This is a genomic window from Nocardioides sp. (assembly GCF_029937575.1).
Lineage (GTDB): Bacteria > Actinomycetota > Actinomycetes > Propionibacteriales > Nocardioidaceae > Nocardioides.
Map to the genome: position 1 here is coordinate 124,435 of NZ_JAPYPS010000003.1, position 24,588 is coordinate 149,022.

Below are 24,588 nucleotides of genomic sequence, written 5' to 3' on the forward strand. Positions count from 1 at the left end.
TATGTTCGATACACTGGTACTCATGACGGCCACCTCCGCTTCGGACACTCGGGACCCTGGGCCCGGGGTCGAGGATGTGCGGGCGTGGATCAACGGGCTGCCCACGTGTGAGGCATCCGAGCTCGAGCTCTTCGAGCGGATCCGGGTCCTGGAGGAGCTCAAGGCTCAGGCTGCCGCCGCCCAGGCCAGACTCGCTGTCAACCTCGACAGCGCCGTACGTCATCGCCACGAGGAGCTGAAGGTGCCCGCGGCCCAGGTTGGTCGCGGGGTCCCCTCCCAGGTGGCCGCCGCACGGCGCGAGTCGCCGTTCCGCGGTGGTCGACACCTGGGCTTCGCGAAGGCTCTGGTCGGCGAGATGCCTCACACGTTGGCAGCGATGGAGGCGGGCACGCTCTCCGAGTGGCGCGCCACGATCCTGGCCCGCGAGACCGCCTGCCTCTCCGCTGAGGACCGCCGCTCCATCGACGAGACCTTGCTGGCAGACCCCGCCAAGGTCGAGAGCTGGGGCGATCGTCGCCTCGGCGCGGAGGCGAAGAAGCTCGCCGACAAGCTCGACCCCGAGGCTCAGGTGAAGCGCAATGCGAGGGCCACGGCCGACCGACGAGTGAGCATCCGGCCGTCCCCCGACACGATGGCGATCATCTCGGCTCTGCTGCCCGTCGCGCAGGGAGTCGCCGTGTGGGCAGCCCTCAAGACGGTGGCCGATGCCCTGCTCGGGGAAGGCGACGGGCGCACCCGCGGCCAGATCATGGCCGACACCCTCGTCGAGCGCGTGACGGGGCAGGAGGTCGCCGAGGACGTGCCCGTCGCGGTCAACCTGACCGTCTCCGATGAGACCCTGCTCGAAGGCGGCCACGAGCCCGCCTGGCTCGCCGACTACGGTCCGGTCCCCGCCGGCCTCGCGCGGCGCATGGTCGACACGGCCACGAAGGAGGCGATCGCCACGTTGCGGCGCCTCTACGTGGCAGCCACCGGCCGCCTGGTCGCCATGGACTCCATCACCACGGTCTTCCCCCGGGGCCTGGCCCGGTTCATCGACCTGCGCGACCAGACCTGCCGCACGCCGTGGTGCGACGCTCCCATTCGCCACCACGACCACGTGAGATCGCTGCTCGCTGGGGGCGAGACGACCGAAGCGAACGGTCAGGGCCTCTGCGAGCAGTGCAACTACGCGAAGGAAGCTCCCGGCTGGTCCGCTCGACCGACCGGCCCGCCCGATCAGCCACACCAGGTCGAGACCACGCTCCCGACGGGGCACACGCTCCGCTCTCGAAGTCCCGATCTGCCCAGGCCGTCGCCCTTGAGATCTCGAGTAGTTGATGTCGAGCTCTACGAGCCCGACATCAAACTCGAGTTGGACTTCGTCGCCTGACCACGGCAATTGCTTCCATTCGGCGTCCCGTGACCGGCAACGATCCGTAGCATGTGCGCGAGCGAATGGGAGTCTGGGAGGGCGCCATGCTGCCACAACTGATCTGTCCCGTGTGCCGATCGGAAGTCTCGACGCGCTCGGCCGCATGCGGCTCGTGCCACTTGCCGATCGGCGACGTATCCAAGCATCACACCAAGCAGCGGTCACGCCGATCTCGCGCACTCACGACGCGAGCATGGGGTGCGGTGATCTACGGCGGCATCGTTGCCTGGTGTCTGCTCCAGCTCCCCTCGGCCGCCGTCTTCGTCCTGCCAGCGGCGGCCGTGGCGGTGGTGCTTCACCATCCGAGCCAAGCCGGCGATCGCGGCCGTCGCCTTCATCGGCATCGTGGTCATCGCGCCCGCCCTGTTCTGGCCATCGATGCTTTCAGGCATCGTCAACGATCTCGGGACGTCTTTCCAGGATCGCTGACTGGTCGAGATCTGCCTACCCTTGGAAGGTCCAAACGCGGCGGAATGACGCACTCATCGCGGCTGACCCGGATGTAGTACTGGGCCTGTGTTCGCAGACCGCTGACAGCCTGGCGATCTCGAGGTCGATTGAGACCTTGTCGTTCGAGAGAGACACTCGACCGCCGGGCCCACTAGTTTTGACACGTGAGTGCATCGGAACGAGTGAGAGCGAGTCGTACTGGCGACCGCTTCCACTACTTCTGGGCATCGCGTCGGGCGCTCAGGCTGCTCGACCCGACCTCCGAACTGTTGATGGTCGGCGTGGAGGGAACAGCAGACGCCGAGGAAGTCGCGGGCGAAGAGGTCATCGACGTTGCCGAGTACTACGGCGATAGGACGTCGGGGGACGTTGCGCTCGTCCGCTATGTGCAGCTCAAGCACTCATCACTGCGGACAGACGACTTCATCGTCGCCTCAGAACTAAAGAACACGCTCACCAAGTTCGGTCAGAACTTCCGCGCGTCGAGAGAGGCGAACGACCCTCGACGGTTCGAGTTCGCGATCGTCACGAACCGACAGCTGAACGAGAAGGTGCGCCTTTCGCTGACCGAGATCGCGGCTGGTTCGACGACGCCCACTCACCCGACCGAGGCTGCCTACCTGCGCCAGTGCATGGGCTTCGGGAATGACGCGGCTCAGGAAATCGAGTTCTGCAGTCTCCTGACGGTCGAAGACAAAGCAGCCGACATCGACGACGTCGAGCAAATGCTACGGGAGGAACTCAATCAGTACTTGCCGGGAGGCGGTGCAGGCTCGGAACTCGCCGTCCTGATGAATGAAATCTCGCGCCTGGCGACTACCCAGGCGACGAGCCAGATCCTTTCGAAGAGTGAGCTGCTGCTCCTTCTTCGTACCAACGAGCACGATCTCTTCCCGGCGCCTCCGCAGTTCGAGGAGGTAGCCGACATCATCAAGACCAACGATGTCGACGAGATCGTTGGTCTGCTTCGCGAGCCAGGCGCAAGCAAGATTCTGCTCACAGCTGTCGGCGGTGTCGGCAAGTCCGTCCTCACTCGTCTTCTTGCGGAAGAGCTTTCGGCCGTTGACGGAAGCGTGGTCGTCAAGTTCGATTGCTTCGCTGGCGGCAACTACCGGAAAGTGACGGAGAAGCGCCACCGGCACGAAGTGGCTCTGACTCAAATCATCAACGAGGTCGCCACCAACGGTCTGTGCGACTTTCTCATCCCGTCCCCAGTCGCAGACGAACGACAGTACGTCCGGACCTTCATGCTTAAACTGCGCCAGGCATCTGAACGCCTGGCGACCATGGAACCCGAAGCCTTGATTACGGTGATCGTCGATGCTGCGGACAATGCGGCGATCGCTGCTTCGGAGCATGGGGACCGTTGTTTCGTCGGCGACCTGTTCTCGGCGGAGTGGCCGGCAAACACGCGCCTGGTGGCGCTGTGCCGCCCTGAGCGCTCGGGCCTTCTAGGACTCCCCTCGCAAGTCCCCCTCCGTCCGCTTGAGGGATTCGAGAAGTCTGAAACCATCGCGCACCTTCGAACTCGATTCCCAGACGCGAGCGAGGGCCAGGGCGTCCACTTCCACGCGGTCAGCAGCGGCAACCCACGTGTGCAGGCGATGGCGATGGAGGTTGCGTCGACTGCCGACGAGGCGCTGGCCGCGCTGGACCGTGCGCAGGCCGGCGACGGGGAACCTCTCGATGAACTTCTTGCCGCCCAGATTCAGGCCGTCGCGGATCAGGGACAGCTCGCACCAGACGCGTTGAACCGCCTGTGCCAGGCACTTGCAACGCTTCACCCGACGGTTCCGTTGAGCGTTCTCGCCGAGATCGCAAGTTTGAGCGAAGACGCGATCAGGAGCTTCGCCACGGCGCTCGGACGCGGGTTACATCTGACGGCAGACGCAGTGCAGTTTCGCGACGAGCCGACCGAGACTTGGTTCCGCAACAAGCATGGGCTCAATGTCGTCGAAAAGGGTGAGTTCGCGCGCAGAGTCGCGCCGATCGCTGAACGCTCCGCCTACGTCGCAAACGTTCTGCCGCAGGTGTACTTCGAAGCGGACATGCTCGACGAGCTGTTGAGCTTGGCCCTGTCAGACGAGAACCTGCCCGCGGATGCGTTCGAGTTGCAGCGACAAGAGATCGCGAGGTCTCGTGCCCGCTTCGCCTTGGGTGCTGCACTGAAAGCGGGGCGAACTGCCGACGGCGCGCTGATATCAGTCCGTGCCGGTGCGTTGTCGTCGGGTCGGGCCCGCAAGTTGGCCATGATCCGAACCCACACAGACCTGACCGCCAAGTTCGCGGATCGTGCGGTCGTCGAAGGGCTTTGCGCTGGGCGGGAGCTGGCTTCCGACTGGCCAGGTTCCAACCTGCATGTCGAGGCCGCACTGCTTTCGCACCTGCTTGGAGAGGAAGACACGGCTCGTGCTCGACTTAACTCCGCTCACGGCAACTTGGTCGCGATCTTCCGTCTGTCCCAAGAAGACAGTGTCCGGATCGGGGCGAACGTCGGCGCAAACGAGGTGGCCGACCTGGCGATGGCGGCGATCAACCTCGGTGGGGCGAGAGGGGCACTGCGCTACTTCAAAGCGTGGCGCACGGACTTTGCTCGCCAGGTCACGCGCAAGCTCGCTGCTCGGCTTGCGGATGCCGGACGCCTCGATGACCTCTCGGCATTGGTGATCGCCGCCAAGAAGCGGCGTTACGTGAGACTGGCGGTTGCGGAAACGATGTTCGACTACGGCATCGTGCCGTCCGATGAGGCGACGGCATCGCTTGTCAAGACACTGCGCAAGCAGGACAAGGCTTTCAGGCCGCCTCGGAACCCCATGTATGCCGACGTCGATGTACGAGGCGTCGTATGGGGCTTGCTGCATGGGTTGCGACTGGCGTTGGTCGAACCGGCAGAAGCATTGGACATACTCAACCGCCATTTGCCTGAGAAACTCGCTGATGGAGTTGGAGGTCGTCACTACGGCCTGTCGGTGATGCACCTGCTGGTCGGTTACGCGCTGCGGTCGCGACTCAGCGGCACCGCTCTCGAAGCGAGAGACGTAGCAGGCTCTGATCTCCTGAAGGAACTCGACAAGCCCGCACACTCAGGATCTCGCAACGGGCGTGACTTCACTGCGAACATTCCCGCTTTGCTTCCGTGGGCGTCGTGTCTGGTCGACGCCACGATCGACGGTCACACCGATGAGGTTGTCGCGCTGCTGCGGCAGCTGTTCGACCAGGACCTGAAGTCAGTCAGCGACTATCAGACGCCCTTCGTCCTAGTGAACGGTCTCGCAGAGTTTTCCGTTCGCATCCTCGCGCTAGCGCCTGAGGCGGACTTGATCGACCGCTTTCTAGACTGGCACCAGGCGGCAGATGAATCACTCGGCAGATCGCGCCTCGCGGTCATTCGCAACGCAGCGCGCTGCGCGGACCTTTCGACACTGGGGATTCGCGTTGCGAATCGTGGACACGATCTGGCGCAGGGCGACCGCACAGACGCGGATAGTCGTGTCGAAACGCTGCTCGAGATCGCGCGGGCCGTGCTCGCGACGAGCCGCAGCGAAGCCGAGGCGTTGTTCAACGCTGCTGATGTCGAAGCGGAACGGGTCGGGGACGACATGTACGCGCGTTGGAATGCGCTAACGACGACTGCAGGCGCGCTGAAGAGCGGAGATCAACCAGAGCGTGCCTATCGGCTGTTCCAGATCGGTGAAACTCTGGACACGGTCCTGGACCAGAACCCGGACGACCTTGCGGTACCTCTCTACGCGATGCACCCCTCGGGCTACTGCTCCTTGATTTCCCGCTCGCGCGATCGTCGACGGCTTGACTTCGATCGCATGCTTCGACCGTTGTTCCGAAACTCGTCGGGCGAGAACGGTGTCGTTGGTCGACTGTGCCTCTACGCCCTCGGGGCGGGGTTGCCGTGGCGGACGGTTGTGTCGGACCTTGAAGGCGAGCAAGCCGCCCATCTCGTTGAGGTGTTCGAGGACTTCACGCGGTACCACCGCGACGGAATCGGGGTTCCGGACGAGTCGTACTCAACCGGCTCGGACTACCAGTCGAACGAGCGGAAGGCATATGACCCGCAGGCGCTCTTTGGCGACACGGACTTCACAACGGAGGAAGCGTGGGCAGACGCGTTCGACCGGACGCCTGCGTACTACTCCGGCCAGCGCCAAACCTTGATTGAGTTCGCGATGGCCAGGCATGAGGCCGCGGTTTCTGATGTTCTCGAAGCACTGAGCAACTCGCCTGGGGCTGAGGAGCGGGACTACGTCGTAGCGGCGAAGTGGGTCGCCGGGCAGGAATCGACGGTTGGCTTGAGGGCAGCTCAAGGTCGGTTCGCGAAGTCGTTCTCTACTCGGTTCGCGCGCGAGATCTCCACGCGCTCCTACGACAGGCCTGAGGTCGAGCAGTTCGCTGCCTCGGTCGGGGTGCCGGTCGAATCGATAATGGCCGACGCCGTTATAGAGGTCGGACGAAGCGCACACCAGTTGTCGTATCGCGAGTTCTTCAGCTTGGCGGCGCGGATCGCGACGACTCTCCCGGAGGCCGAATGTTCGAGCGTGTTCGACTCGCTCGCGGAATTGTTCGATGACATCGCCCCAGCGGACACGTCGTCCGACGGCCCGTACGACCAGGTCTATGCGCCGCCGGAGGACCTACACGAGGGCATGGCGGGGCTGGTGTGGGTTGCTCTCGGCGACATGGCCGTCAAGCGCCGGTGGGAGGCATCCCACGCGGTTCGCCTTCTCGTGCGAATCGGCGCGACGGAGATCCTTGAGAGGCTCGCAGGATTCGCAGTCGGGAACCTGAAAGCAGACTCATTCCACGACAGCAGGTTCCCGCCTTACGTCCTTCACTCGCGGTTCTGGCTGCTGCTAGCGCTCGACCGGGCGGCCTCCGAGCATGAAGCGACGAGTCTGCTCCCATTCGTCGACTGGCTCGTTGAGGTGGTCCACGGCCCACGTCACGCCGCTCACCAGATTTTGGCGCAACGGATACTTCAAACTCTGGTCGACAGCGGGATCGCGACGCTTGACGATCCGAGTGTGCTCGCCGACTCCTTGCTTCCCGATGTCGAGGTTCTGGACTGGGAAGCGAAGCGAGCGAGGCCCGACGTGTTGGCCGACCGTTCAGCCCTCATCGACGCATCGCGGTCCTACCCGTTCTTCATGGACTTCCGGCAGTACTGGTGTCGTGAACTGGCAAGCATCTTCGGCGCCACCGAAGAGTCTGTCGCTAGCGTCGCCGTCGAGGTTGCGATTGGCCTGACTGGATACGGCGATGACATGTTCAGCCGCGACCCGAGACGGGAGGCCGGCGTCTTCGGTGAGTACACGAGCCACTCCGACCACCACAGTTGGCCAGAGGAAGAGGACTTCGACTTCTACTCGGGTGTCCATGCGTTGTTGGCGCTAGGGGCTCAGCTCGCAGAATCTCAAGTCGCTGCCAAAGAGCCAGACGACGCGACCGACATGTACACGCAGTGGCTCAACGAGTATCTGCCCAAGCGGTTCGACGGTCGATGGCTTTCAGATTTCAGGGACGCCCCTCCGGTGCCGGCTCCTGAAAAGCGGCTCGCAGATCATAGTCCCGATGACGTTTGGCCATGGACGATCACTCCCGCCGACTTCGAGCGGATTGTTGGTGCCGGGACCGACTGGATCACCGTTCACTCCTCGGGGTACGTCGGCTTCCGAGACATGGGAGAGAATCAAGCCGTCTACAGCGCCTTTGTGCCTCACGAAACTGCCCAGTCGTTCTTGGTCGCGCTCCAGACCAACCCGCACGGCCCCCATGTCGAAGCGTTTCCAACAGCCGACGCTCCCGAAGACGATGAATTCGGAGAGGAGATCGACAAGGGCCCGTACCAACTCACGGGCTGGATCGACACCAGCGAGAACCGGGACGGGATCGACAAGGACGACGAGCGCGGTCAAAACCTCAGGTTCCCGCCGCCGCGCCCGGGTCGGGACATCGTCGAACGGTTCGGTCTGAGGACTGACCCCGACCACCGTTCCTGGCGCACGGAGGACCTGGAAGCATTCAAAAGCACCCGGTGGAGCGATACTCACAAGGGCTACAACGACTACGACACCGGAACGCGTGGTCACCAGCTGGTCGTCAACCGGGATTTCCTTCAGCGTGTCCTGCAGGAAGTCGACCAAACTCTTGTGATCCAGGTTGAACTGCGACGCGAAATGCACCGCGCTTCATATCAACGAAGGAAGGACGAAGAGTTTGACTACCTCGACTGGTCCTCAAAGGTCTATCTCTTCGGTCCGACAGGTCAGTGGACCGAGTACTGAGGCAGCACTCAACCTTGGAAGGGTGCTGGCCGCCCAACTCGAGGACTATGACCTGACGGGCCAGTGGGTCGCGCACCACCTTGCGGAACTCGTCTCCGCCGCCGATGAGGAGGGCGCGACCACGATCGAGCAACGCATCGCGATCATCGACACCATTCGCAGGTTGTGGACCAGCCGGCGCAGCTTTCCGGGGCCAGTTCCCGCGCGCGAGTTCGACAATGTTTTCGCTGCACTGGAGGGTTTAGGCAACACATCGCGGTGGGCCTACTCCAAGTTGAGCGAGTACGCCAAGAAGTTGTCCGAGCCGGAGGCGAAAGACCTTCCGCTCGTCCGGACCGCGGCCGAACTTGAGCGTCTTAACCGGGAAGCCGTGCTGACGCTCCTTTCACTTGCCTTCCACAACGCGGAGGAGACAAGCGCGGGCTGGATGCAGGCGCTAGAAGGACTCGAAGCGGAGATCGCCGATGACCTGATCGATACGGTGAGCGTCATCAAGCGCCGGCTCAGAATTTTCATGGCGGCCCAGTCGGAGCAAGACGACGACGCCGGCCCGCAAGCTCAAGAAGTTGAAGCCGACCTGGGCGACCCTGACGACAACGGGCCTCGTGACGATCACGAGGACCCAGCGAGCAATCTGAATCATGCTCGTAGGCTTCGCGAGATGGCAGATCTGTTGAACAACGTGGCTGATGCACTAGCGCCCCCGAGCGCTGACTAGCGTCCAAGGTTTGCGGTGGACAACCACGCTCCGCGGTCAGGGTTGGCGCTTCACTGACAGGACTCTTCGACCTGCAGTGCGGAGGTTTCGCCGGCGTCCATCGGTTTGCACCGCTAGGCGTGCCAGACAGCATTCTGCGGGGGTCTCGGTTGATGGTGGCTTGCCGTCGTCCGGGCTTCGCTCGCGCGAGCGGAGAGCTAACTCCCGCGCGCGAATGTCCATCGACACGACCGCGTCATTCTGGGCGAAAAGCCGCAGGGGCCGGACTCTCGTCCGACCCCTGCGGCTTGCTACTTCACGGACCAATCAGCTGCAGCCGCTGGTGCTTCCGCAGCCCTCACACACGTAGCAGGACCCGGCGGGGCGCATCTTGGTCCCGCACGTCATGCAGAGCGGGCTGTCGACCGCGGTGCCGGTGAGCTGCTCGAGCAGCTCGGCGGAGGTGTGGGCCTTGGGCGTCTCGACCACGACCGCGGTCACCGGGGCTTCGTCGACGCTCGCTTGCGCTCGCTGCTCAGCCTCCGGGACGACGAGCTCGGAGGCGGAGCCGGTCTCCTCGGTGAGGAGCTCGTAGGAACCGGTCTCGAGGTGGCGCTGACGCTCCTCGGCCGAGTAGATGCCCATCGCGGCCCGCTCCTCGAAGGGCAGGTAGTCCAGGGCCAGACGACGCCAGACGTAGTCCATCAGCGACTGCGCCATCCGGACGTCGGGGTCGTCGGTGAGACCGGCGGGCTCGAAGCGGAGGTTGGTGAACTTCGCGACGTAGGTCTCGAGCGGGACGCCGTACTGGAGACCGATCGAGACGGCGATCGAGAAGGCGTCCATCACGCCGGCCAGGGTCGAGCCCTGCTTGCCGAGCTTGAGGAAGACCTCACCGAGCTGCCCGTCGTCGTGGGCACCGGAGGTCATGTAGCCCTCGGCACCACCGACGGTGAACGACGTGGTGCGCGAGACGCGCGACTTGGGTAGGCGCTTGCGTGTCGGGGCGTAGACGACCTTCTCCACGACCTTCTCGACAACCTCAGCATCGCCGGACTTGTTGGAGTCCTTGCCCTTGTTGTCGCCCTTGCCGTCCGAGAGCGGCTGGCCGACCTTGCAGTTGTCGCGGTAGACGGCGGTCGCCTTCAGGCCGAGCTTCCAGCTCTGCAGGTAGACATCCTCGATCTCCTCGACCGAGGCGGACTCGGGCAGGTTGACTGTCTTGGAGATCGCGCCGGACAGGAACGGCTGGCAGGCCGCCATCATCCGCACGTGGCCCATCGGCTTGAGGGCGCGGGCGCCCATGGCGGTGTCGAAGACCTCGTAGTGCTCGGTGCGCAGGCCCGGGGCGTCGATGACGTGGCCGTGCTCGGCGATGAAGTCGACGATCGCCTCGACCTGCTCGGGCTGGTAGCCCATCTTCTTCAGCGCCCGCGGGATCGTCTGGTTGACGATCTGCATGGAGCCGCCGCCGACGAGCTTCTTGAACTTGACCAGCGAGAAGTCGGGCTCGATGCCGGTGGTGTCGCAGTCCATCATGAAGCCGATGGTCCCGGTGGGCGCGAGCACGGAGGCCTGCGCGTTGCGGAAGCCGTTGGCGGCACCGGTGCTGAGCACGTCGGCCCACACCTGGGTGGCCAGCTTGTGGACCTGGTTGTCGGCGATCGCGAGGGTGCGGATCGTGTCGTTGGCCGCCTGGTGCTTGCGCATCACGCGCTGGTGGGCCTCGGAATTGCGGGCGTAGCCGGCGTACGGGCCGACGACGCCGGCCAGCTCGGCCGAGCGCTTGTAGGACTGACCGGTCATCAGCGAGGTAATGGTCGCAGCCATCGCGCGGCCACCGTCGGAGTCGTAGCCCAGACCCATCGCCATCAGCAGCGCGCCGAGGTTGGCGTAGCCGATGCCCAGCTGGCGGTAGTCGCGGGTGGTGTCGCCGATCGGCTCGGTCGGGAAGTCGGCGAAGCAGATCGAGATGTCCATCGCGGTGATGATGAACTCGACGGCCTTGGCGAACAGCTCGGCGTCGAACGTGTCGTCGTCCTTGAGGAACTTCAACAGGTTGAGCGAGGCCAGGTTGCACGAGGAGTTGTCCAGCGACATGTACTCCGAGCAGGGGTTGGACGCGGTGATGCGGCCGGTCTCGGGGTTGGTGTGCCAGTCGTTGATGGTGTCGTCGTACTGCAGACCCGGGTCGGCGCAGGCCCAGGCGGCCTCGCTGATCTTGCGGAACAGGCCGCGAGCGTCGATGCGCTCGATCTCCTCGCCGTTCTTGCGACCGCGCAGCGCGAAGTCGGTGCCGTCCTCGACCGCACGCATGAACTCGTCGGAGACGCGCACCGAGTTGTTGGCGTTCTGGTACTGGACCGAGGTGATGTCGGCGCCGCCGAGGTCCATGTCGTAGCCCGCGTCGCGCAGGGCCCGGATCTTGTCCTCCTCCTTGGCCTTGGTCATCACGAACTCCTCGATGTCGGGGTGATCGACGTCGAGCACGACCATCTTGGCCGCACGGCGCGTGGCGCCGCCGGACTTGATGGTGCCGGCCGAGGCGTCGGCGCCGCGCATGAAGGAGACGGGACCGGAAGCGGTGCCGCCGGAGGAGAGGAGCTCCTTGGAGGAGCGGATCCGCGAGAGGTTGAGCCCGGCGCCGGAGCCGCCCTTGAAGATGAAGCCCTCCTCCTTGTACCAGTTGAGGATCGAGTCCATCGAGTCGTCGACCGAGAGGATGAAGCAGGCCGAGACCTGCTGCGGCGACGACGTCCCGACGTTGAACCAGACCGGTGAGTTGAAGGAGAAGTACTGGTTGACCAGCAGCCACGTCAGCTCGTGCTCGAAGACCTCCGCGTCCGCGGGTGTGGCGAAGTAGCCGTGGTCGAGACCGGCCTTCGTGTACGTCGTCACGATCCGGTCGATGAGCTGCTTGAGGCTCCACTCGCGCACGTCGGTGCCGACCGCGCCGCGGAAGTACTTGGTCGTCACGATCGTCGAGGCGTTGACCGACCACGTGGTCGGGTACTCGACGCCGCGCTGCTCGAAGACCGAGGCGCCGGTCTTCCAGTTGGTCTGGACGACGTCGCGCCGCTCCCAGGTGAGCTCGTCGTAGGGGTGCACACCGGGGGTGCTGAACACCCGCTCCAGGCTCAGACCCGCTCCGGCGGTGCTGCTCTCGGTGCCGCTGACGGTCTCGGTCATGGGGGGGGTCTCCTCTGGTGTGGTGCTGGCGCGGGTGATGAGTCAAGCCGTGGCCACCGACAGTGCGGTCGCCAGCGGCTGGGTCGTGCGGGCGTTCGTCGTGCTGGGGAGAGCAAAGATGGTGCGCCCGGCAGGCAGCTTCCCCACTACCTGCCGGGCGGTCTGGGTGGTCAGCCGGTGCTGACGGGCTCGCGATCGGGTCGCGCGGTGGCGTCGGCGTGCATCTCGGCGATCTCGGCGATGAAGTCGTCGGCACTCTCGAACGCGCGGTAGACGCTGGCGAAGCGCAGGTAGGCGACCTCGTCGAGGGCGCGCAGCGGGCCGAGGATGGCCAGGCCCACCTCGTGGGCGGCGATCTCGGCGGCTCCGGCCAGGCGCAGGGCGTCCTCGACGTCCTGACCGAGGCGGGCGAGCTGGTCCTCGGTGACCGGACGTCCCTTGCAGGCCTTGCGGACCCCGGCCACGGCCTTCTCGCGGGTGAAGGGCTCGCTGGCCCCCGACCGCTTGAGGATGGTGAGCTGCATCAGCTCGACGGTGGTGAAGCGACGCTCGCAGCCCGAGCACATCCGACGGCGCCGGATCGAGCCGCCGTCGTCGGCGACGCGCGAGTCCAGCACCCGGGTGTCGGTGGCCCGGCAGTACGGACAGTGCATGGCGGACCTCCTTCGGGCGCTCGTGTGGGCTGGCGTTCTGTGGATGACTGGTGCCTCCCTGTGGAGAACACCGGATCACCTGTGGGTCATCCACGAGGAACTGTGGAACTAGATGTGGATAACTACATCCGTGTAACTACTAGATGTTGTGGTGACCCTACGCCCGCTCCACCAGGCATGCAAGAGGAGCCGGGCAATTCGTCGCTGTCGGCCCGCACGGCCCGCAAAGTCGCAGGTCAGCGCCCACGTCGTTATGGGGCCCGACGTACGGAGCGGCGTGTCGCGAGGGCTTGGAGCATCAGCGAGAATGAGCCGATGGCTCAGGGCAAACGCGCCGGCGCGCGGCAGAAGCGCGGATTCAACCCCGCCCTGCTCCTGCTCGCCCTGGGCGTCACCGCCAGCGTCGTCGCCTGGGGCTACCTCGTCTTCGCGGCCGTCGACTTCGGCGGGGCGGCTCGCGACGGAGACGGCGCCGCCTGGGGCTTCTTGGCGCTGGCCTCGCTCGGCGCCGTCGCCTGCTTGTTCCTCGGCCTGATCCTGCTGAGCCGGATCGCCCGAGCCCTGGGGCTCACCCAGCCACCGCCGCCCAGGGAGCGGGTCCCGCGGCCCCGGCGCGACCCGGACCCCCCTCCCGGCGGTCATCGCGGCTCCCACTGACGACCGTGTGGGCCGGGACACGCCCAACCTCTGGATTGACTCAAGACGGCCGCGCCGATGCTGACGCGGCCCGTGCCGCCTCGCTAGGTTGAGGCGAAACGCACCTACCGGGGGGATGAGTGTGCAGACGACCCACGCAGTCGAGGTGACCACGGCCGCCGTGGCCCGCGGCCAGCACGAGAGCACGTGCTCCTGCTCGTGCGGATGGACGCTGACCACCTCAGCGACGTCCGCGCAGATGGCGACCCGCGTGGCGCACCGCGCCCGGGCCAACCACTTCGAGGACGCCCATCCCGAGCAGCCGGCGTACGCCGAAGGCATCGCGCACGCTCCGGCGCACGGCCACGCTCCTGCCCTGAGCGGCGCGACGAAGGACGGCTTCCTGTGGACCCGCACCATCGTGTGCGCCTGTGAGTGGGAGCGCGTGGTCACCGAGCGCACTCCCCTGCAGGCCGGCAGCGTGGCTCGCGCCGAGCACCGTCGCCACGTCAACGAGGAGACCGACCGACCACCGGCTCGTGACTGGCTGATCCTGCTCGGCCTGATCGCCGTGGTGGGCACGCTGCTGATCGTGCTCGCCTCCGTGGCGATCAACGCCGCCTCGCTCTGACGGTCCCGTCGCCGGTCGCCACCTGCCGAAAAAGTTGTGAGGGCGGGGACGCCTTCCCACGCCCCGCCCTCAAGATCGTCGGCCGGGGTCGAGGCGGCCGACGATGTCTGTGTGCGTCTACTCGACCTCGAGCGGCACCTGGAGCCGCTGGCCCACGGCCAGGGCGACGGTGTCGAGGGAGTTGAGCTGCTCGATGGTCCGCATCATGTCGCGCACGTCGCCGTCCTCACTCACGTCGGAGGCGATCTCCCACAGGGTGTCGCCCGGGGTCACCACGATGGTCTCCGTCGGGGCCGGCTCCCCGGAGGCCAACGAGCCGCTGGCGAACACCACGCCGATCGCGAGCAGCACCGCCAGGCCCAGGAGCAGCACCACGACTCGGCCACGCCGGGTCAACCGGTAGTCGGGCACATAGGTCGGCTCGTCGGCCGCGGACAGGATCTCGGTGATGGTGCTCATGCTCAGAACTCCTGGGGAAGAAGGTGATCGCGGTGCTTGTCCTTGCTGACCTGATGTCTAGTGGTGACCACCGACAGTCGGCCCGGAGAAGCGATCCGATCAGACGTTCGATCGAACACGTGTACGAGAGTAGATCACGTGTTCGAACGAAGGCAACCCCTGAGGCGAACAAATGTTCGATGCGTCGCGACCGCCGAGGCCGGACGCGAGGACTCCCCTCAGCGTCGTACGGCGCGCCTGCCCTGCGCCGCGAACAACCCCATCGCGCCCGACGCCAACGAGGGCGCCATCGCACTGGCCCGCATCGCGGCCCCGCGCCACGCCGGGACGGTCCGCAGCACGCGCCGACTGCCCATCAGCTCCACGGCAGCCGCGGCGATCTCCTCCACCGTGAGCAACCGTCCGCCGGAGGAGACCAGGGCCTTGGCGAGCCCGGTGTCCTTCATCTGCGCCACCATCGGCGTCGCGACGCCGTCGGGCAGCACCGCGTGCACCCCCACGCCCCGAGGGGCCTCGATGGCCACCGACATCGTCACCGAGACGACGGCCGCCTTCGTGGCGGCGTACACCGACAGACCCGGCACCGGACCGAGACCGGACAGCGAGGCCGTGTTGACGATGTCGCCCCCCGCCTGGTCGAAGGAGGCCAGTGCCGCCCGCATCCCCCACAGGACACCCAGCAGGTTGATCTCGACCAGCCCGCGCACCTGCTCCTCCTCCAGCTCCCCGAGGTCGCCGTCCCAGCCGACCCCGGCGTTGTTGAACCACGCCCGCAGCGGACCGTGGCGCAACGCCTCGGCAGCGACCCGCTGGTGCGAGGCCGCCTCCCGCACGTCCTGCTCCAGCCCGGCCACCGCCCCGATCTCCTCGGCGGTCCGGGCCACGGCGCCGCCCTCGACGTCGGTGATCACCACCGCGTAGCCGTCCCCGACCAGCCGTTCTGCGATCCCGCGACCGATCCCCCGTGCGGCTCCGGTGACCACGCAGCTGCCTCCGTGCTCGCCACTTCCCTGATGCGTCCTCATGGCGGGCAGTCTTCCAGGCCGCGTTCGGCGCGACACGCCGTTCGAACACCTGTTTGAAATCACCTGGCGTCGGTGGCACGCTCAGCACATGGCCTCGAACTCTGACTCCTCCGGCGCAACCGACAAGCCGCGTACGCCGGTCAGCGAGCTGCCCGACGGACCGCCCGACGCCACCGGGCTCACCCCGCGCCAGCAGCGGGTGCTGACCCACATCAAGGAGAGCATCGAGCGGCGCGGCTACCCGCCCAGCATGCGCGAGATCGGTGGAGCCGTGGGCCTGACCAGCACCTCGAGCGTGGCCCACCAGCTCAAGGTGCTGCAGGAGAAGGGCTACATCAAGCGCGACCCCAACCGTCCGCGGGCGCTGGAGGTCTTCCTGCCCGAGGTGATGGCCGCGCGCCGCTCGCTCTCCAGCGCCGAGGAGTCGTCGTACGACGAGACCGGCATCGGCGACATCGCCCAGCCGCCGACCAACGTCCCCCTGGTGGGTCGGATCGCGGCCGGCGGGCCGATCCTGGCCGAGGAGACCTTCGAGGACGTCTTCCCCCTGCCGCGCCAGCTGGTCGGCGAGGGGCAGCTCTTCCTGCTGCAGGTCAGCGGGGAGTCGATGATCGAGGCCGCGATCTGCGACGGCGACTACGTCGTCATCCGGCAGGAGCAGACCGCGTCCAACGGCGAGATCGTCGCGGCGATGATCGACGGCGAGGCCACGGTCAAGACCTTCCAGCGCACCGACGGCCAGGTGTGGCTGATGCCGCACAACGCGGCCTTCGACCCGATCGACGGCACCCACGCCACGATCCTCGGGGTGGTCACCGCGGTCCTGCGTCGCGTATGACCTGACCATGAACAGTGGGCATCCAGCGTCCCCCGGCCATGACCTCCGGCTCGGGAGGTCGTTGGATATCCATGTGACGACCTCTTCTTCCGCCCTGCCCCCCGTCGACCGCCGTACGGTCCTGGCCACCGGGACCGCCGCCGGCCTCGTCGCCGCGGCCGGCACCGGAGCCCCGGCGGCCGGCGAGCCGTCGGCCAAGCCGAAGGCCAAGCGCTACTTCCAGCACGGCATCGCCTCGGGAGATCCGCGGCCCAAGAAGGTCATCATCTGGACCCGGGTCACTCCCACGCCAGCCAGCAAGCCCGGCTCCGGCAAGGGCCCCACGATCGACGTGCGCTGGCAGGTCGCCAAGGACAAGCGCTTCCGCAAGGTCGTCAAGCGCGGGTCGTTCACCACCAGCGCCGCACGCGACCACACGGTCAAGCTGGACGTCTCCGGCCTCAAGCCGGCCACGTGGTACTTCTACCGCTTCACCTTCGACGGCGCCCACAGCCCGGTCGGGACCACCCGCACCGCTCCGCGAGCCCGCTCGACGCCGCGCAACCTGCGGTTCGGAGTCGTGTCCTGCGCCAACCTGCAGGCCGGGTGGTTCTCGGCCTACCGGGGCGTGGCCGCCCGCAACGACCTGCACGCCGTGCTTCACCTCGGCGACTACCTCTACGAGTACGCCCCCGGCCAGTACGGCATGGGCCAGGGCAACGTCGACATCCGCAAGCACGACCCCGCCCGGGAGATGGTCTCGCTCTCGGACTACCGCCGCCGCCACGCGCAGTACAAGACCGACCCCGACCTGCAGGCTGCCCACGCGAAGTACCCCTGGATCGTCACGTGGGACGACCACGAGGTCACCAACGACCAGTACGACACCGGTGCCGAGAACCACAACGCCGGCGAGGGCAACTACCTGCGGCGCCGGGCGCGTGCGCACCGCGCCTACGACGAGTGGATGCCGGTCCAGCTCAACAACACGACCAAGCTCGGCGACGGCGACCGTCTCTACCGCCGACTGAAGTTCGGCCAGCTCGCCGAGATCAGCATGCTCGACCTGCGCACCTACCGCTCCGAGCAGGTCAGCACTCCTGCCATCGACCCGGCGGTCAGCGACCCCGACCGCACCATCACCGGCGCCAAGCAGCTGAGGTGGCTCAAGAAGTCCCTCCAGCGCCGCAAGGCATTGTGGAAGGTGATCGGCAACCCGGTGATGATCACCCCGGTCACCTTCGGGTCGCTGCCCGGCGACCTGCTCGACCCGATCAACGACGTCACAGGCCTGCTGCCGGAGGACGGCGCGCCGTACAACGTGGACCAGTGGGACGGCTACACCGCCGACCGCAAGGAGGTGTTCACCTTCATCAAGGACCACAACGTCGAGAACGCCCTCTTCATCACCGGTGACATCCACTCGGGCTGGGCCTGCGAGCTGCCCTACGACGCCGGCAGCTATCCGCTGAGCGGATCGGCGGGCGTCGAGTTCGTCTGCAGCTCGGTGACCTCGAACAACCTCAAGGACATCACCGGTACGCCGGCCGGTACGACGAGCCGGCTGGTCGAGACCGCGATCATGGCCGCTAATCCCTACATCAAGTACCTCAACTTCGACGACCACGGCTTCTCGGTCCTCGACCTGACCGCCAAGCGCGCCCAGATGGACTGGTACGTCATCGGCGACCGGGCCGACAAGGGCACCTCGATCACCTACGAGACCAGCTTCCGCACCGACACCGGCACCAACCGGATCAGCCGCGTCGGAAGGCCGGTGGCCTGAGATGTGTCAGAGCTCCACGCCTCGCCGCGACGGTGAGCCCACGCCGTACGACGTCGGGCTGGCCGAGATCGCCGCGGGTCGTCGTACGGTGCTCAAGCTCGGTGGTGCGGGACTGGTGTTCTCCTCGGCCGCGGCCGGCGGAGCCCTCGGCATGGAGTCCGCGGCCGCCGCGGGCAAGAAGCTGAGGAGGACCAAGAAGCGCGCCTACGTGCTGGTGGTCGACGGGTGCTTGCCCGAGGAGATCGACAGCGGGCTGACCCCCAACCTGGCCAGTCTGCGCGACGGCGGCCTGCGCTACTCGCGGGCGGCCTCGAAGCCGATCATGGAGACCATCCCCAACCACGTGATGATGATGACCGGGGTCCGACCCGATCGTTCGGGCGTGCCGGCGAACTCGATCTACGACCGCAAGGAAAAGGTCATCCGGGAGCTGGACCGGCCTCGGGACCTCAAGGCCGACACGATCATCGAACGGATGAACCGACGTGGGCTGCGCACCGGCACGGTGCTGAGCAAGGAGTACCTCTACGGGATCTTCGGCACCCGGGCAACCGACCGCTGGGAGCCGGCCCCGATCATCCCCGTCTCCGGTCACGCCCCGGACATCTTCACGATGCAGGCGGCCCTGGCGATGCTCGACGAGCTCGACCCGCACCTGATGTTCGTCAACCTCGGCGACGTCGACCGCCTCGGCCACACCGACTTCACCGGCCCCTCGGGCGTCCAGGCTGCTCGACGAGTCGGCCTCGTGCAGACCGACCTGCAGGTGGGCCGGTTCATCGCTGCCCTGCGTGCCTCCGGGACGTGGAAGCACTCGATGCTCATCGTGCTGGCCGACCACTCCATGGACTTCTCGCGCCCCGACCGCGTCGTCAGCCTGCAGGGGCCGTTCGAGGACGACCCGTTCCTGGCCGGCAAGTTCGTGATCGCCGACAACGGCGGCGCCGATCTCGTCTACTGGACCGGGCCGAAGCGTCAGCGCGAGAAGGCGATCAAGAGGATGCGCACGATCGCCCGCGCGGTCCCCGGGGTGCTCAACTGCAAGAACCCGCAGTCGAAGTGGATGCGCCTGGGCCCCGAGGCCGGCGACCTGGTGGTCTTCTGCAGGTCGGGCTGGCGCTTCAGCGACCCCGATCCGGTGACGTCCAACCCGATCCCCGGCAATCACGGCCACCCCGCCACGAGGCCGATCCCGTTCTTCATCTCCGGTGGCCACCCCAGCATCCCGAGGCGCAAGGCATCGTCCAAGGTGGCGCACACCGTCGACGTCGCACCGACCATTGCCGACTTCTTCGGGATCAAGGGCAAGCCGCGGGGAGGGTACGACGGCCGCTCGCGGTTGTGAGTCGGGGTCCGGGATAGCGTGCGTCCGTGACTCCCCTCCGCACCCGCGCCGCCGCGGTCGTCGCCGCCCTCGGCCTCGCCTCGTTGACCGCCCTCTCCGCGGGCGCGAGCGCCAGCGCCGAGGTCACGATCACCCCGGCGCCGAGTCGCGCCGACGCCGTCGCCTCGGCGGGCGGAGGGTCGAGCCCTGGGACGAGCCTGAAGCAGGCCGCGGCCACCACCGATCGCAAGGCTGCGGTCGACGCCCTGGCCACCGTGCGCGCGGTCCTCGCCCCGAAGTCCGCCGGGCGCGCTCGCGCCGACCTCGAGACCGGCGGGGTCGAGGCGACCATGGCGCTGCGTGATCTGGCGCTGCGGTCGGGGGCGCTCGGGGAGGACGACCGAGCCGAGGCGGCGGCCTACCTGGCTCGCCCCACCGATGGCAACGACGGCGACGACTTCACCGTGGAGTACGGCGTCGCGGAGGCCGCCCCGGTGTGCACGCCGGACGTCTGCGTGCACTACGTCACGGCCGCCAACGAGAACGAGGACGCGCCTCCGCCGGCGGACACGAAGAACGCGGCCGGCAACACCGGAGCCAACGGCATCCCGGACTACGTCGACACCGTCGTACGCGTGATGACGAAGGTGCACGACACCTACCGCAAGGCGGGCTACCGCGAGCCGCGGCCCGACGACGGTCTCGGTGGCGACGACCGGATCGACATCTATCTGGCCGAGATCGGTAGCCGCGGCGCCTACGGCTACTGCACCACCGACCAGGACAACCCGGGCCCCTCCCAGCCGCAGGTCTACGACCGGTGGGCCTACTGCGTGCTGGACAACGACTACGCGGGCTTCCCCAACACCCCCCTGGAGAACATCCAGGTCACCGCCGCGCACGAGTACTTCCACGCCACCCAGTACGCCTACGACGCCTTCGAGGACCCGTGGTTCCTCGAGGCCACGGCGACGTGGGCCGAGGACGAGGTCTACGACAAGGTCGACGACAACGTGCAGTACCTCAAGCCCAGCCCGTTGACCGCGCCGTTCCTCCCGCTCGACTACTTCATCTCCGCCGGCAACTTCGCCAACTTCCACTACGGCACGTGGAGCTTCTTCCGCTTCCTGACCGAGAAGTACCGCGCCAGGAAGGGCGGCATGCCGGTCCTGATGCTCGACCTGATGAAGAAGGTCGACGGGTCCGCGAGCGGGCCCGACCAGTACTCGTGGCAGGCCGTCCAGTCCGTGCTCGCGAAGAAGGGGACCACCGCCGCGAAGCAGTTCCTGGCCTTCTCGGTCGCCAACCGCGACCCGCGCAAGAACTACGACGAGGGCAAGGCCAACAAGTACCCCGTGGGCCCACTGGCCGGCAGCGTGAAGCTGACGAAGAAGAAGAGCCGCACCAACCAGGCCACGGTCAGGACCGAGCACCTGTCCTCGGCGACGTACCGGATCACGCCGCGCAGGCTCGCGCACAAGAAGACCAAGCTCAAGGTGACCCTGGACATGGCTCCCAGGAAGCGGGGCTCCATGGCCGCGGTCACGGTGTTCCCCACGAGGGGCAAGACCAAGACCAGCATCGTGAGGCTCGACGGCCAGGGCGACGGGAGCGCGAAGGTGGCCTTCAGCTCGACGAAGGTGCGCTACGTCGAGGTGACCCTGGCCAACACCAGCGGTCGCTTCACCAAGTGCTTCGAGCAGTACACGCCGTTCTCCTGCTACGGCCTGCCGAAGGACGACCGGCAGAGGCAGAAGATCAGCGCACGCGTGGTGCGGTAGTCACCCCGCCGCGAGGCGAGCCAGCGCCTTGCGCACCAGTGCCGGGTCGGTCGTGGTCCACATCGGCGGCAGCGACGCCTTGAGGAAGCTGCCGTAGCGGGCGGTCGCCAACCGGGGATCGAGTACGGCGACCACCCCGCGGTCGGTGGTGGTGCGGATCAGCCGGCCGGCGCCCTGGGCCAGCAGGAGCGCGGCGTGGGTCGCCGCGACCTGCATGAACCCGTTGCCTCCCGCGGCGTCGGCCGCCTTCTGCCGCGCGCTCATCAGCGGGTCGTCGGGGCGTGGGAACGGGATCCGGTCGATCAGGACCAGCTGGCACGTCTCCCCCGGCACGTCGATGCCCTGCCACAGGCTGAGGGTGCCGAAGAGACAGGTGTGGGGGTCGCTCACGAACTGCTTGGCGAGCTCGGGCAGCTGGGCCTCGCCCTGAGCAAGGGTGGTCAGGTGGGGCAGCCGGCGACGTACCTCCTCGGCGGCGGCCTCCGCGGCGCGGCGGCTGGAGAACAGCCCGAGGGTGCGGCCATCGGCGGCGTCGACGAGGTCGACGATCTCGTCGAGCTGACTCTTCACCAGGCCGTCGCGGCCGGGCGGGGGGAGGTGGCGGGCGACGTAGAGGATCGCCTGCTGTCCGTAGTCGAAGGGTGAGCCGACGTCGAGGCCGGTCCAGGGCAGGGCGTCGTCGGGCAGGTCGGTCGCGGGTCCGGGGCCGCCGACCCGCTCGGTCGGCTTGAGCCCGACGTTGGAGGCGACCGAGGAGAAGTCCCCGCCCAGCATGAGGGTGGCCGAGGTCATCACGACGGTCTTGTCGGAGAGCAGCTTGTCGCGCATCGGGCCCCACACCTCGAGAGGCGCGACGCACAACCGTGGTGGGATCCGGCTGCGCTCACCGGTGCCGCCCTCGTTGAGCCACAACACGTCGGCCGCTGAGCCCGCCGCCATCCGCTCGGCCACGGCGAACAGGTCCTGCACCGTGCCCTTGGCCTGGGTCAGCCCCGGGTCCGCCTCGCCGTCGCCGGCCTTCGAGTCCGTGCCCTTCGGGTAGGCCGACAGGCAGGCTCGCGCGGCGTCGCGGACCAGCACCAGCGCATCGGAGAGGTCCTCGGACAACCGCTCGATCCGACCCGGCCTGGCCTCGGCCATCGCGTCGCGCAGGGCGTCCCCCGCGTCGGCGAGGTCGTCGGCCTCGTTGCCCTCGACGTGGCGCACCGAGCGACGAGCGGCCCGCTCCACGTCGGACGCGGTCAGCTCGTCGGTGGCGGCCTGGGTGACCCGGGCGGTCAGCTCGTGGGCCTCGTCGATGACCACGGCGTCGTAGTCGGGGATCATCGGGACGCCCTCGATCGCGTCGATCGCGAGCAGGGAGTGGTTGGTGACGATCAGGTGGGAGCGATGCGCCTTCTCACGCGCGACCTCGGCGAAGCACTCCTGACCGAAGGGGCACTTGCTGGCGCCGAGACAGTCGCGATGGCTGACGCTGACCTGTCGCCACTCCCGGTCGGTGTGCCGCGGGGCTCCGTCGCGCTCGCCGGCGCCCTTGTCCTTCGCCTCCTGCTCGGCCCACTCCCGCAGCTCGAGCACCTTCTCGGCCATCGACCCCTGGGGCACGTCGACCAGGACGCCCTGGTCGTCGGGCACGCCCTCGCGGATCCGGTGGAGGCAGGCGTAGTTGGAGCGGCCCTTCAGCACGGCGTACGACGTGTCGACGGCGTGGCCGTGATCGCCCCCGTCGACTGCCTCGACGAGCCGCGGGAGGTCCCGCTCGACGAGCTGGTGCTGCAGCGCCAGGGTCGCGGTGGCCACGACGACGCGCTTGTCGTGCACGAGCGCCGGGACGAGGTAGGCCAGCGACTTGCCGGTGCCGGTGCCGGCCTGCACGAGCAGGTGCTCTCGCTCGGCGAAGGCGTTGCCGACGGCCTCGGCCATCGCGACCTGACCGGTGCGCTCGGCCCCGCCCAGCGCTGCGACCGCGGAGCCCAGGACCTCGCGGATGGCGCTGCTGGATCGCGCGGGAGAGGGCTTGTCGGCGTCGGGCACCCGAGAACCCTAACGGCGCCCGCCGACGCTCACGACACGCCACGAGTCCGGCTGTGGACAGCCCGGCGTCACGCGGTCGCAGCAGGCGTGCGCAGCGAGCGGATGGCGGGGCTGAGCAGCAACAGCCCGTGCGAGGCGATGTGCACCACCACGACGGTGTAGATCAGGTCCCTCGGCCCGATCCCGGTCAGGGCCAGGGCGACCAGGACGTTGCCGACCGGGTTCATCGCCAACGACCCCATCCAGTCGAACGAGCTGACCCGCGAGATCGCGTCGGTCGGCACCCAGCGCTGCAGCGCCGACTCCCAGAGCGTGTCGGCCAGGACGACTCCCCCGGCCGCGAAGGCGCCGAGCACCGCCTGGGCGAGGATCGGAGCGTCGAGACCCAGGGCGAGCAGGAACGGCACGTCGAGGCCGAGGCACAGGGTCGAGGCGACGAGAGGCCGCTTCGGCCGCCACCGCAGGAGCACCAGACCTGCCAGGAGCGAGCCCGCCGCACGCAGGGAGAGCACCACCGCCCACCCGGACGCGCCGGCGCCGGTGCGCTCGGCCAGGACGGGGCCCACGACCACGATCACCGGTAGCACCGATGCCTGGTAGACCGCGAACGACGCCACCATCTGCCACACCCACGCACGCGAGGTGAACTCCCTCCACCCTCCCTTCACGTCGTCGAGGATCCCGGTGGCGATCTTCACCCGTCCCCGGCCCCGAGGAAGCGTCGCCAGCAGGACCGCGCTCACCAGGAACGTCGCCGCGTCGACCACCAGGGCGACGGTGGGCGAGGTCAGCGCAATCGTCACCCCGGCGAGCGCCGGTCCGACCACGCTGGCGATGTTGGAGGCGATCCCGACCAGCGCATTGGCGCGCTGCAGGTCGTCCGGAGCCACCAGCTCGGGCATCATGCCGGTGCTCGTGGGGTTGAAGAAGGCCGAGGCCGCGCCCCGCACCGCCTGCAGGAGCATCAGCACCCACAACGGCGCGGCTCCGGTGGCGAAGAGCGCCGCCGTGGCGAGCTGGGCGGCGCCCTGCACGACGTCGGTGCTGACCAGGATCAGGCGCCGGTCGAATCGGTCGCCGGCCACCCCGCCCAGGAGCATCAGAAGGAACATCGGCAGCGTGCCGGCGCCGATGACCAGACCGAGATCGGTCGCCGATCCGCCGGCCGCCAGGATCGCGAAGGTCAGGGCGAGGAAGCCGAACGACGAGCCGAACGACGAGATCGTCCGCCCGGAGAAGTAGCGTAGGAACGCACCGCTGCGGATGCTGTCAGTCCCCGAGGTCACCTCCGGAGGCTACGGGCGCCGACCTGCGGGTGTCGCTCGATTTCGCCCGGTCGGGTCAGACCCGGATCCGCGAGTAGCGCATGAGTCGTGACCTCGATCGGTGTTCGGAG

Annotated in this window: 15 protein-coding genes; 9 read left to right on the forward strand and 6 right to left on the reverse strand. The window is 67.4% G+C overall.

From position 1 onward, the window contains the following. Positions 1-22 precede the first annotated feature (22 nt). From Q1K33_RS02240 to Q1K33_RS02250, 3 genes are all read left to right on the forward strand, one after another. Positions 23-1,372, forward strand: coding sequence for an HNH endonuclease signature motif containing protein (locus Q1K33_RS02240; protein ID WP_300400078.1), 1,350 nt, complete (start codon positions 23-25; stop codon positions 1,370-1,372). 656 nt (positions 1,373-2,028) lie between these two features. Next, positions 2,029-8,160, forward strand: coding sequence for a hypothetical protein (locus Q1K33_RS02245; RefSeq protein ID WP_300400080.1), 6,132 nt, complete (start codon positions 2,029-2,031; stop codon positions 8,158-8,160). A 22-nt stretch (positions 8,161-8,182) separates the two neighbouring features. Continuing rightward, on the forward strand, positions 8,183-8,878 hold the full coding sequence (locus Q1K33_RS02250) for a hypothetical protein (protein WP_300400082.1): 696 nt from the start codon (positions 8,183-8,185) through the stop codon (positions 8,876-8,878). 306 nt (positions 8,879-9,184) lie between these two features. On the opposite strand, the gene Q1K33_RS02255 is transcribed toward Q1K33_RS02250, so the two are convergent. After that, positions 9,185-12,046, reverse strand: a complete 2,862-nt coding sequence (locus tag Q1K33_RS02255) for a vitamin B12-dependent ribonucleotide reductase (protein WP_300400084.1) — start codon at positions 12,044-12,046, stop codon at positions 9,185-9,187. A 170-nt stretch (positions 12,047-12,216) separates the two neighbouring features. Continuing rightward, positions 12,217-12,699 (reverse strand): transcriptional regulator NrdR, encoded by a 483-nt coding sequence (nrdR, locus tag Q1K33_RS02260; protein ID WP_300400086.1) that lies wholly within the window; start codon positions 12,697-12,699, stop codon positions 12,217-12,219. A 315-nt stretch (positions 12,700-13,014) separates the two neighbouring features. On the opposite strand from nrdR, the gene Q1K33_RS02265 reads away from it, so the two are divergent. Beyond that, entirely contained in the window at positions 13,015-13,356 is a 342-nt protein-coding gene (locus tag Q1K33_RS02265) for a hypothetical protein (RefSeq protein WP_300400088.1), read from the forward strand. A 115-nt stretch (positions 13,357-13,471) separates the two neighbouring features. Continuing rightward, on the forward strand, positions 13,472-13,966 hold the full coding sequence (locus Q1K33_RS02270) for a hypothetical protein (protein ID WP_300400090.1): 495 nt from the start codon (positions 13,472-13,474) through the stop codon (positions 13,964-13,966). A gap of 117 nt (positions 13,967-14,083) precedes the next feature. Here Q1K33_RS02270 and Q1K33_RS02275 read toward each other — a convergent pair whose 3' ends face one another. Together Q1K33_RS02275 and Q1K33_RS02280 are read right to left on the reverse strand one after the other, a co-directional pair. Then, positions 14,084-14,425 carry a LysM peptidoglycan-binding domain-containing protein gene (locus Q1K33_RS02275; protein ID WP_300400092.1) on the reverse strand — a complete coding sequence of 114 codons (342 nt, stop codon included), beginning with the start codon at positions 14,423-14,425 and terminating at the stop codon, positions 14,084-14,086. A 218-nt stretch (positions 14,426-14,643) separates the two neighbouring features. Next, positions 14,644-15,450: an SDR family oxidoreductase gene (locus tag Q1K33_RS02280; protein ID WP_300400095.1), complete on the reverse strand. Its 807-nt coding sequence runs from the start codon at positions 15,448-15,450 to the stop codon at positions 14,644-14,646. A gap of 88 nt (positions 15,451-15,538) precedes the next feature. Here Q1K33_RS02280 and lexA point away from each other — a divergent pair, with 88 nt between their 5' ends. The 4 genes from lexA to Q1K33_RS02300 all read left to right on the forward strand — a co-directional run bounded on the left by lexA (position 15,539) and on the right by Q1K33_RS02300 (position 21,158). Then, entirely contained in the window at positions 15,539-16,288 is a 750-nt protein-coding gene (gene lexA / locus Q1K33_RS02285; protein ID WP_300400098.1) for a transcriptional repressor LexA, read from the forward strand. A gap of 73 nt (positions 16,289-16,361) precedes the next feature. Continuing rightward, positions 16,362-18,053, forward strand: coding sequence for an alkaline phosphatase D family protein (locus Q1K33_RS02290; protein ID WP_300400100.1), 1,692 nt, complete (start codon positions 16,362-16,364; stop codon positions 18,051-18,053). A 1-nt stretch (position 18,054) separates the two neighbouring features. Then, positions 18,055-19,398 (forward strand): alkaline phosphatase family protein, encoded by a 1,344-nt coding sequence (locus Q1K33_RS02295; protein ID WP_300400102.1) that lies wholly within the window; start codon positions 18,055-18,057, stop codon positions 19,396-19,398. 26 nt (positions 19,399-19,424) lie between these two features. Beyond that, complete coding sequence (locus tag Q1K33_RS02300; protein ID WP_300400105.1) at positions 19,425-21,158, forward strand: MXAN_6640 family putative metalloprotease; 1,734 nt, start codon at positions 19,425-19,427, stop codon at positions 21,156-21,158. Here the strand turns inward: Q1K33_RS02300 and Q1K33_RS02305 are convergent, their stop codons facing one another. Both Q1K33_RS02305 and Q1K33_RS02310 read right to left on the reverse strand, forming a co-directional pair. Then, positions 21,159-23,192, reverse strand: a complete 2,034-nt coding sequence (locus tag Q1K33_RS02305) for an ATP-dependent DNA helicase (protein WP_300400107.1) — start codon at positions 23,190-23,192, stop codon at positions 21,159-21,161. A 68-nt stretch (positions 23,193-23,260) separates the two neighbouring features. Next, positions 23,261-24,478 (reverse strand): MFS transporter, encoded by a 1,218-nt coding sequence (locus Q1K33_RS02310; RefSeq protein ID WP_300400110.1) that lies wholly within the window; start codon positions 24,476-24,478, stop codon positions 23,261-23,263. Positions 24,479-24,588 lie beyond the last annotated feature (110 nt).

Bases quoted from the DNA above. Each gene is read 5' to 3' on its own strand.
- Q1K33_RS02265 (WP_300400088.1), top strand. From the start codon at position 13,015: ATGGCTCAGGGCAAACGCGCCGGCGCGCGGCAGAAGCGCGGATTCAAC.
- nrdR (WP_300400086.1), bottom strand. From the start codon at position 12,699: ATGCACTGTCCGTACTGCCGGGCCACCGACACCCGGGTGCTGGACTCG.
- Q1K33_RS02280 (WP_300400095.1), bottom strand. From the start codon at position 15,450: ATGAGGACGCATCAGGGAAGTGGCGAGCACGGAGGCAGCTGCGTGGTC.
- Q1K33_RS02240 (WP_300400078.1), top strand. From the start codon at position 23: ATGACGGCCACCTCCGCTTCGGACACTCGGGACCCTGGGCCCGGGGTC.
- Q1K33_RS02295 (WP_300400102.1), top strand. From the start codon at position 18,055: ATGTGTCAGAGCTCCACGCCTCGCCGCGACGGTGAGCCCACGCCGTAC.
- Q1K33_RS02270 (WP_300400090.1), top strand. From the start codon at position 13,472: ATGAGTGTGCAGACGACCCACGCAGTCGAGGTGACCACGGCCGCCGTG.
- Q1K33_RS02275 (WP_300400092.1), bottom strand. From the start codon at position 14,425: ATGAGCACCATCACCGAGATCCTGTCCGCGGCCGACGAGCCGACCTAT.
- Q1K33_RS02255 (WP_300400084.1), bottom strand. From the start codon at position 12,046: ATGACCGAGACCGTCAGCGGCACCGAGAGCAGCACCGCCGGAGCGGGT.
- lexA (WP_300400098.1), top strand. From the start codon at position 15,539: ATGGCCTCGAACTCTGACTCCTCCGGCGCAACCGACAAGCCGCGTACG.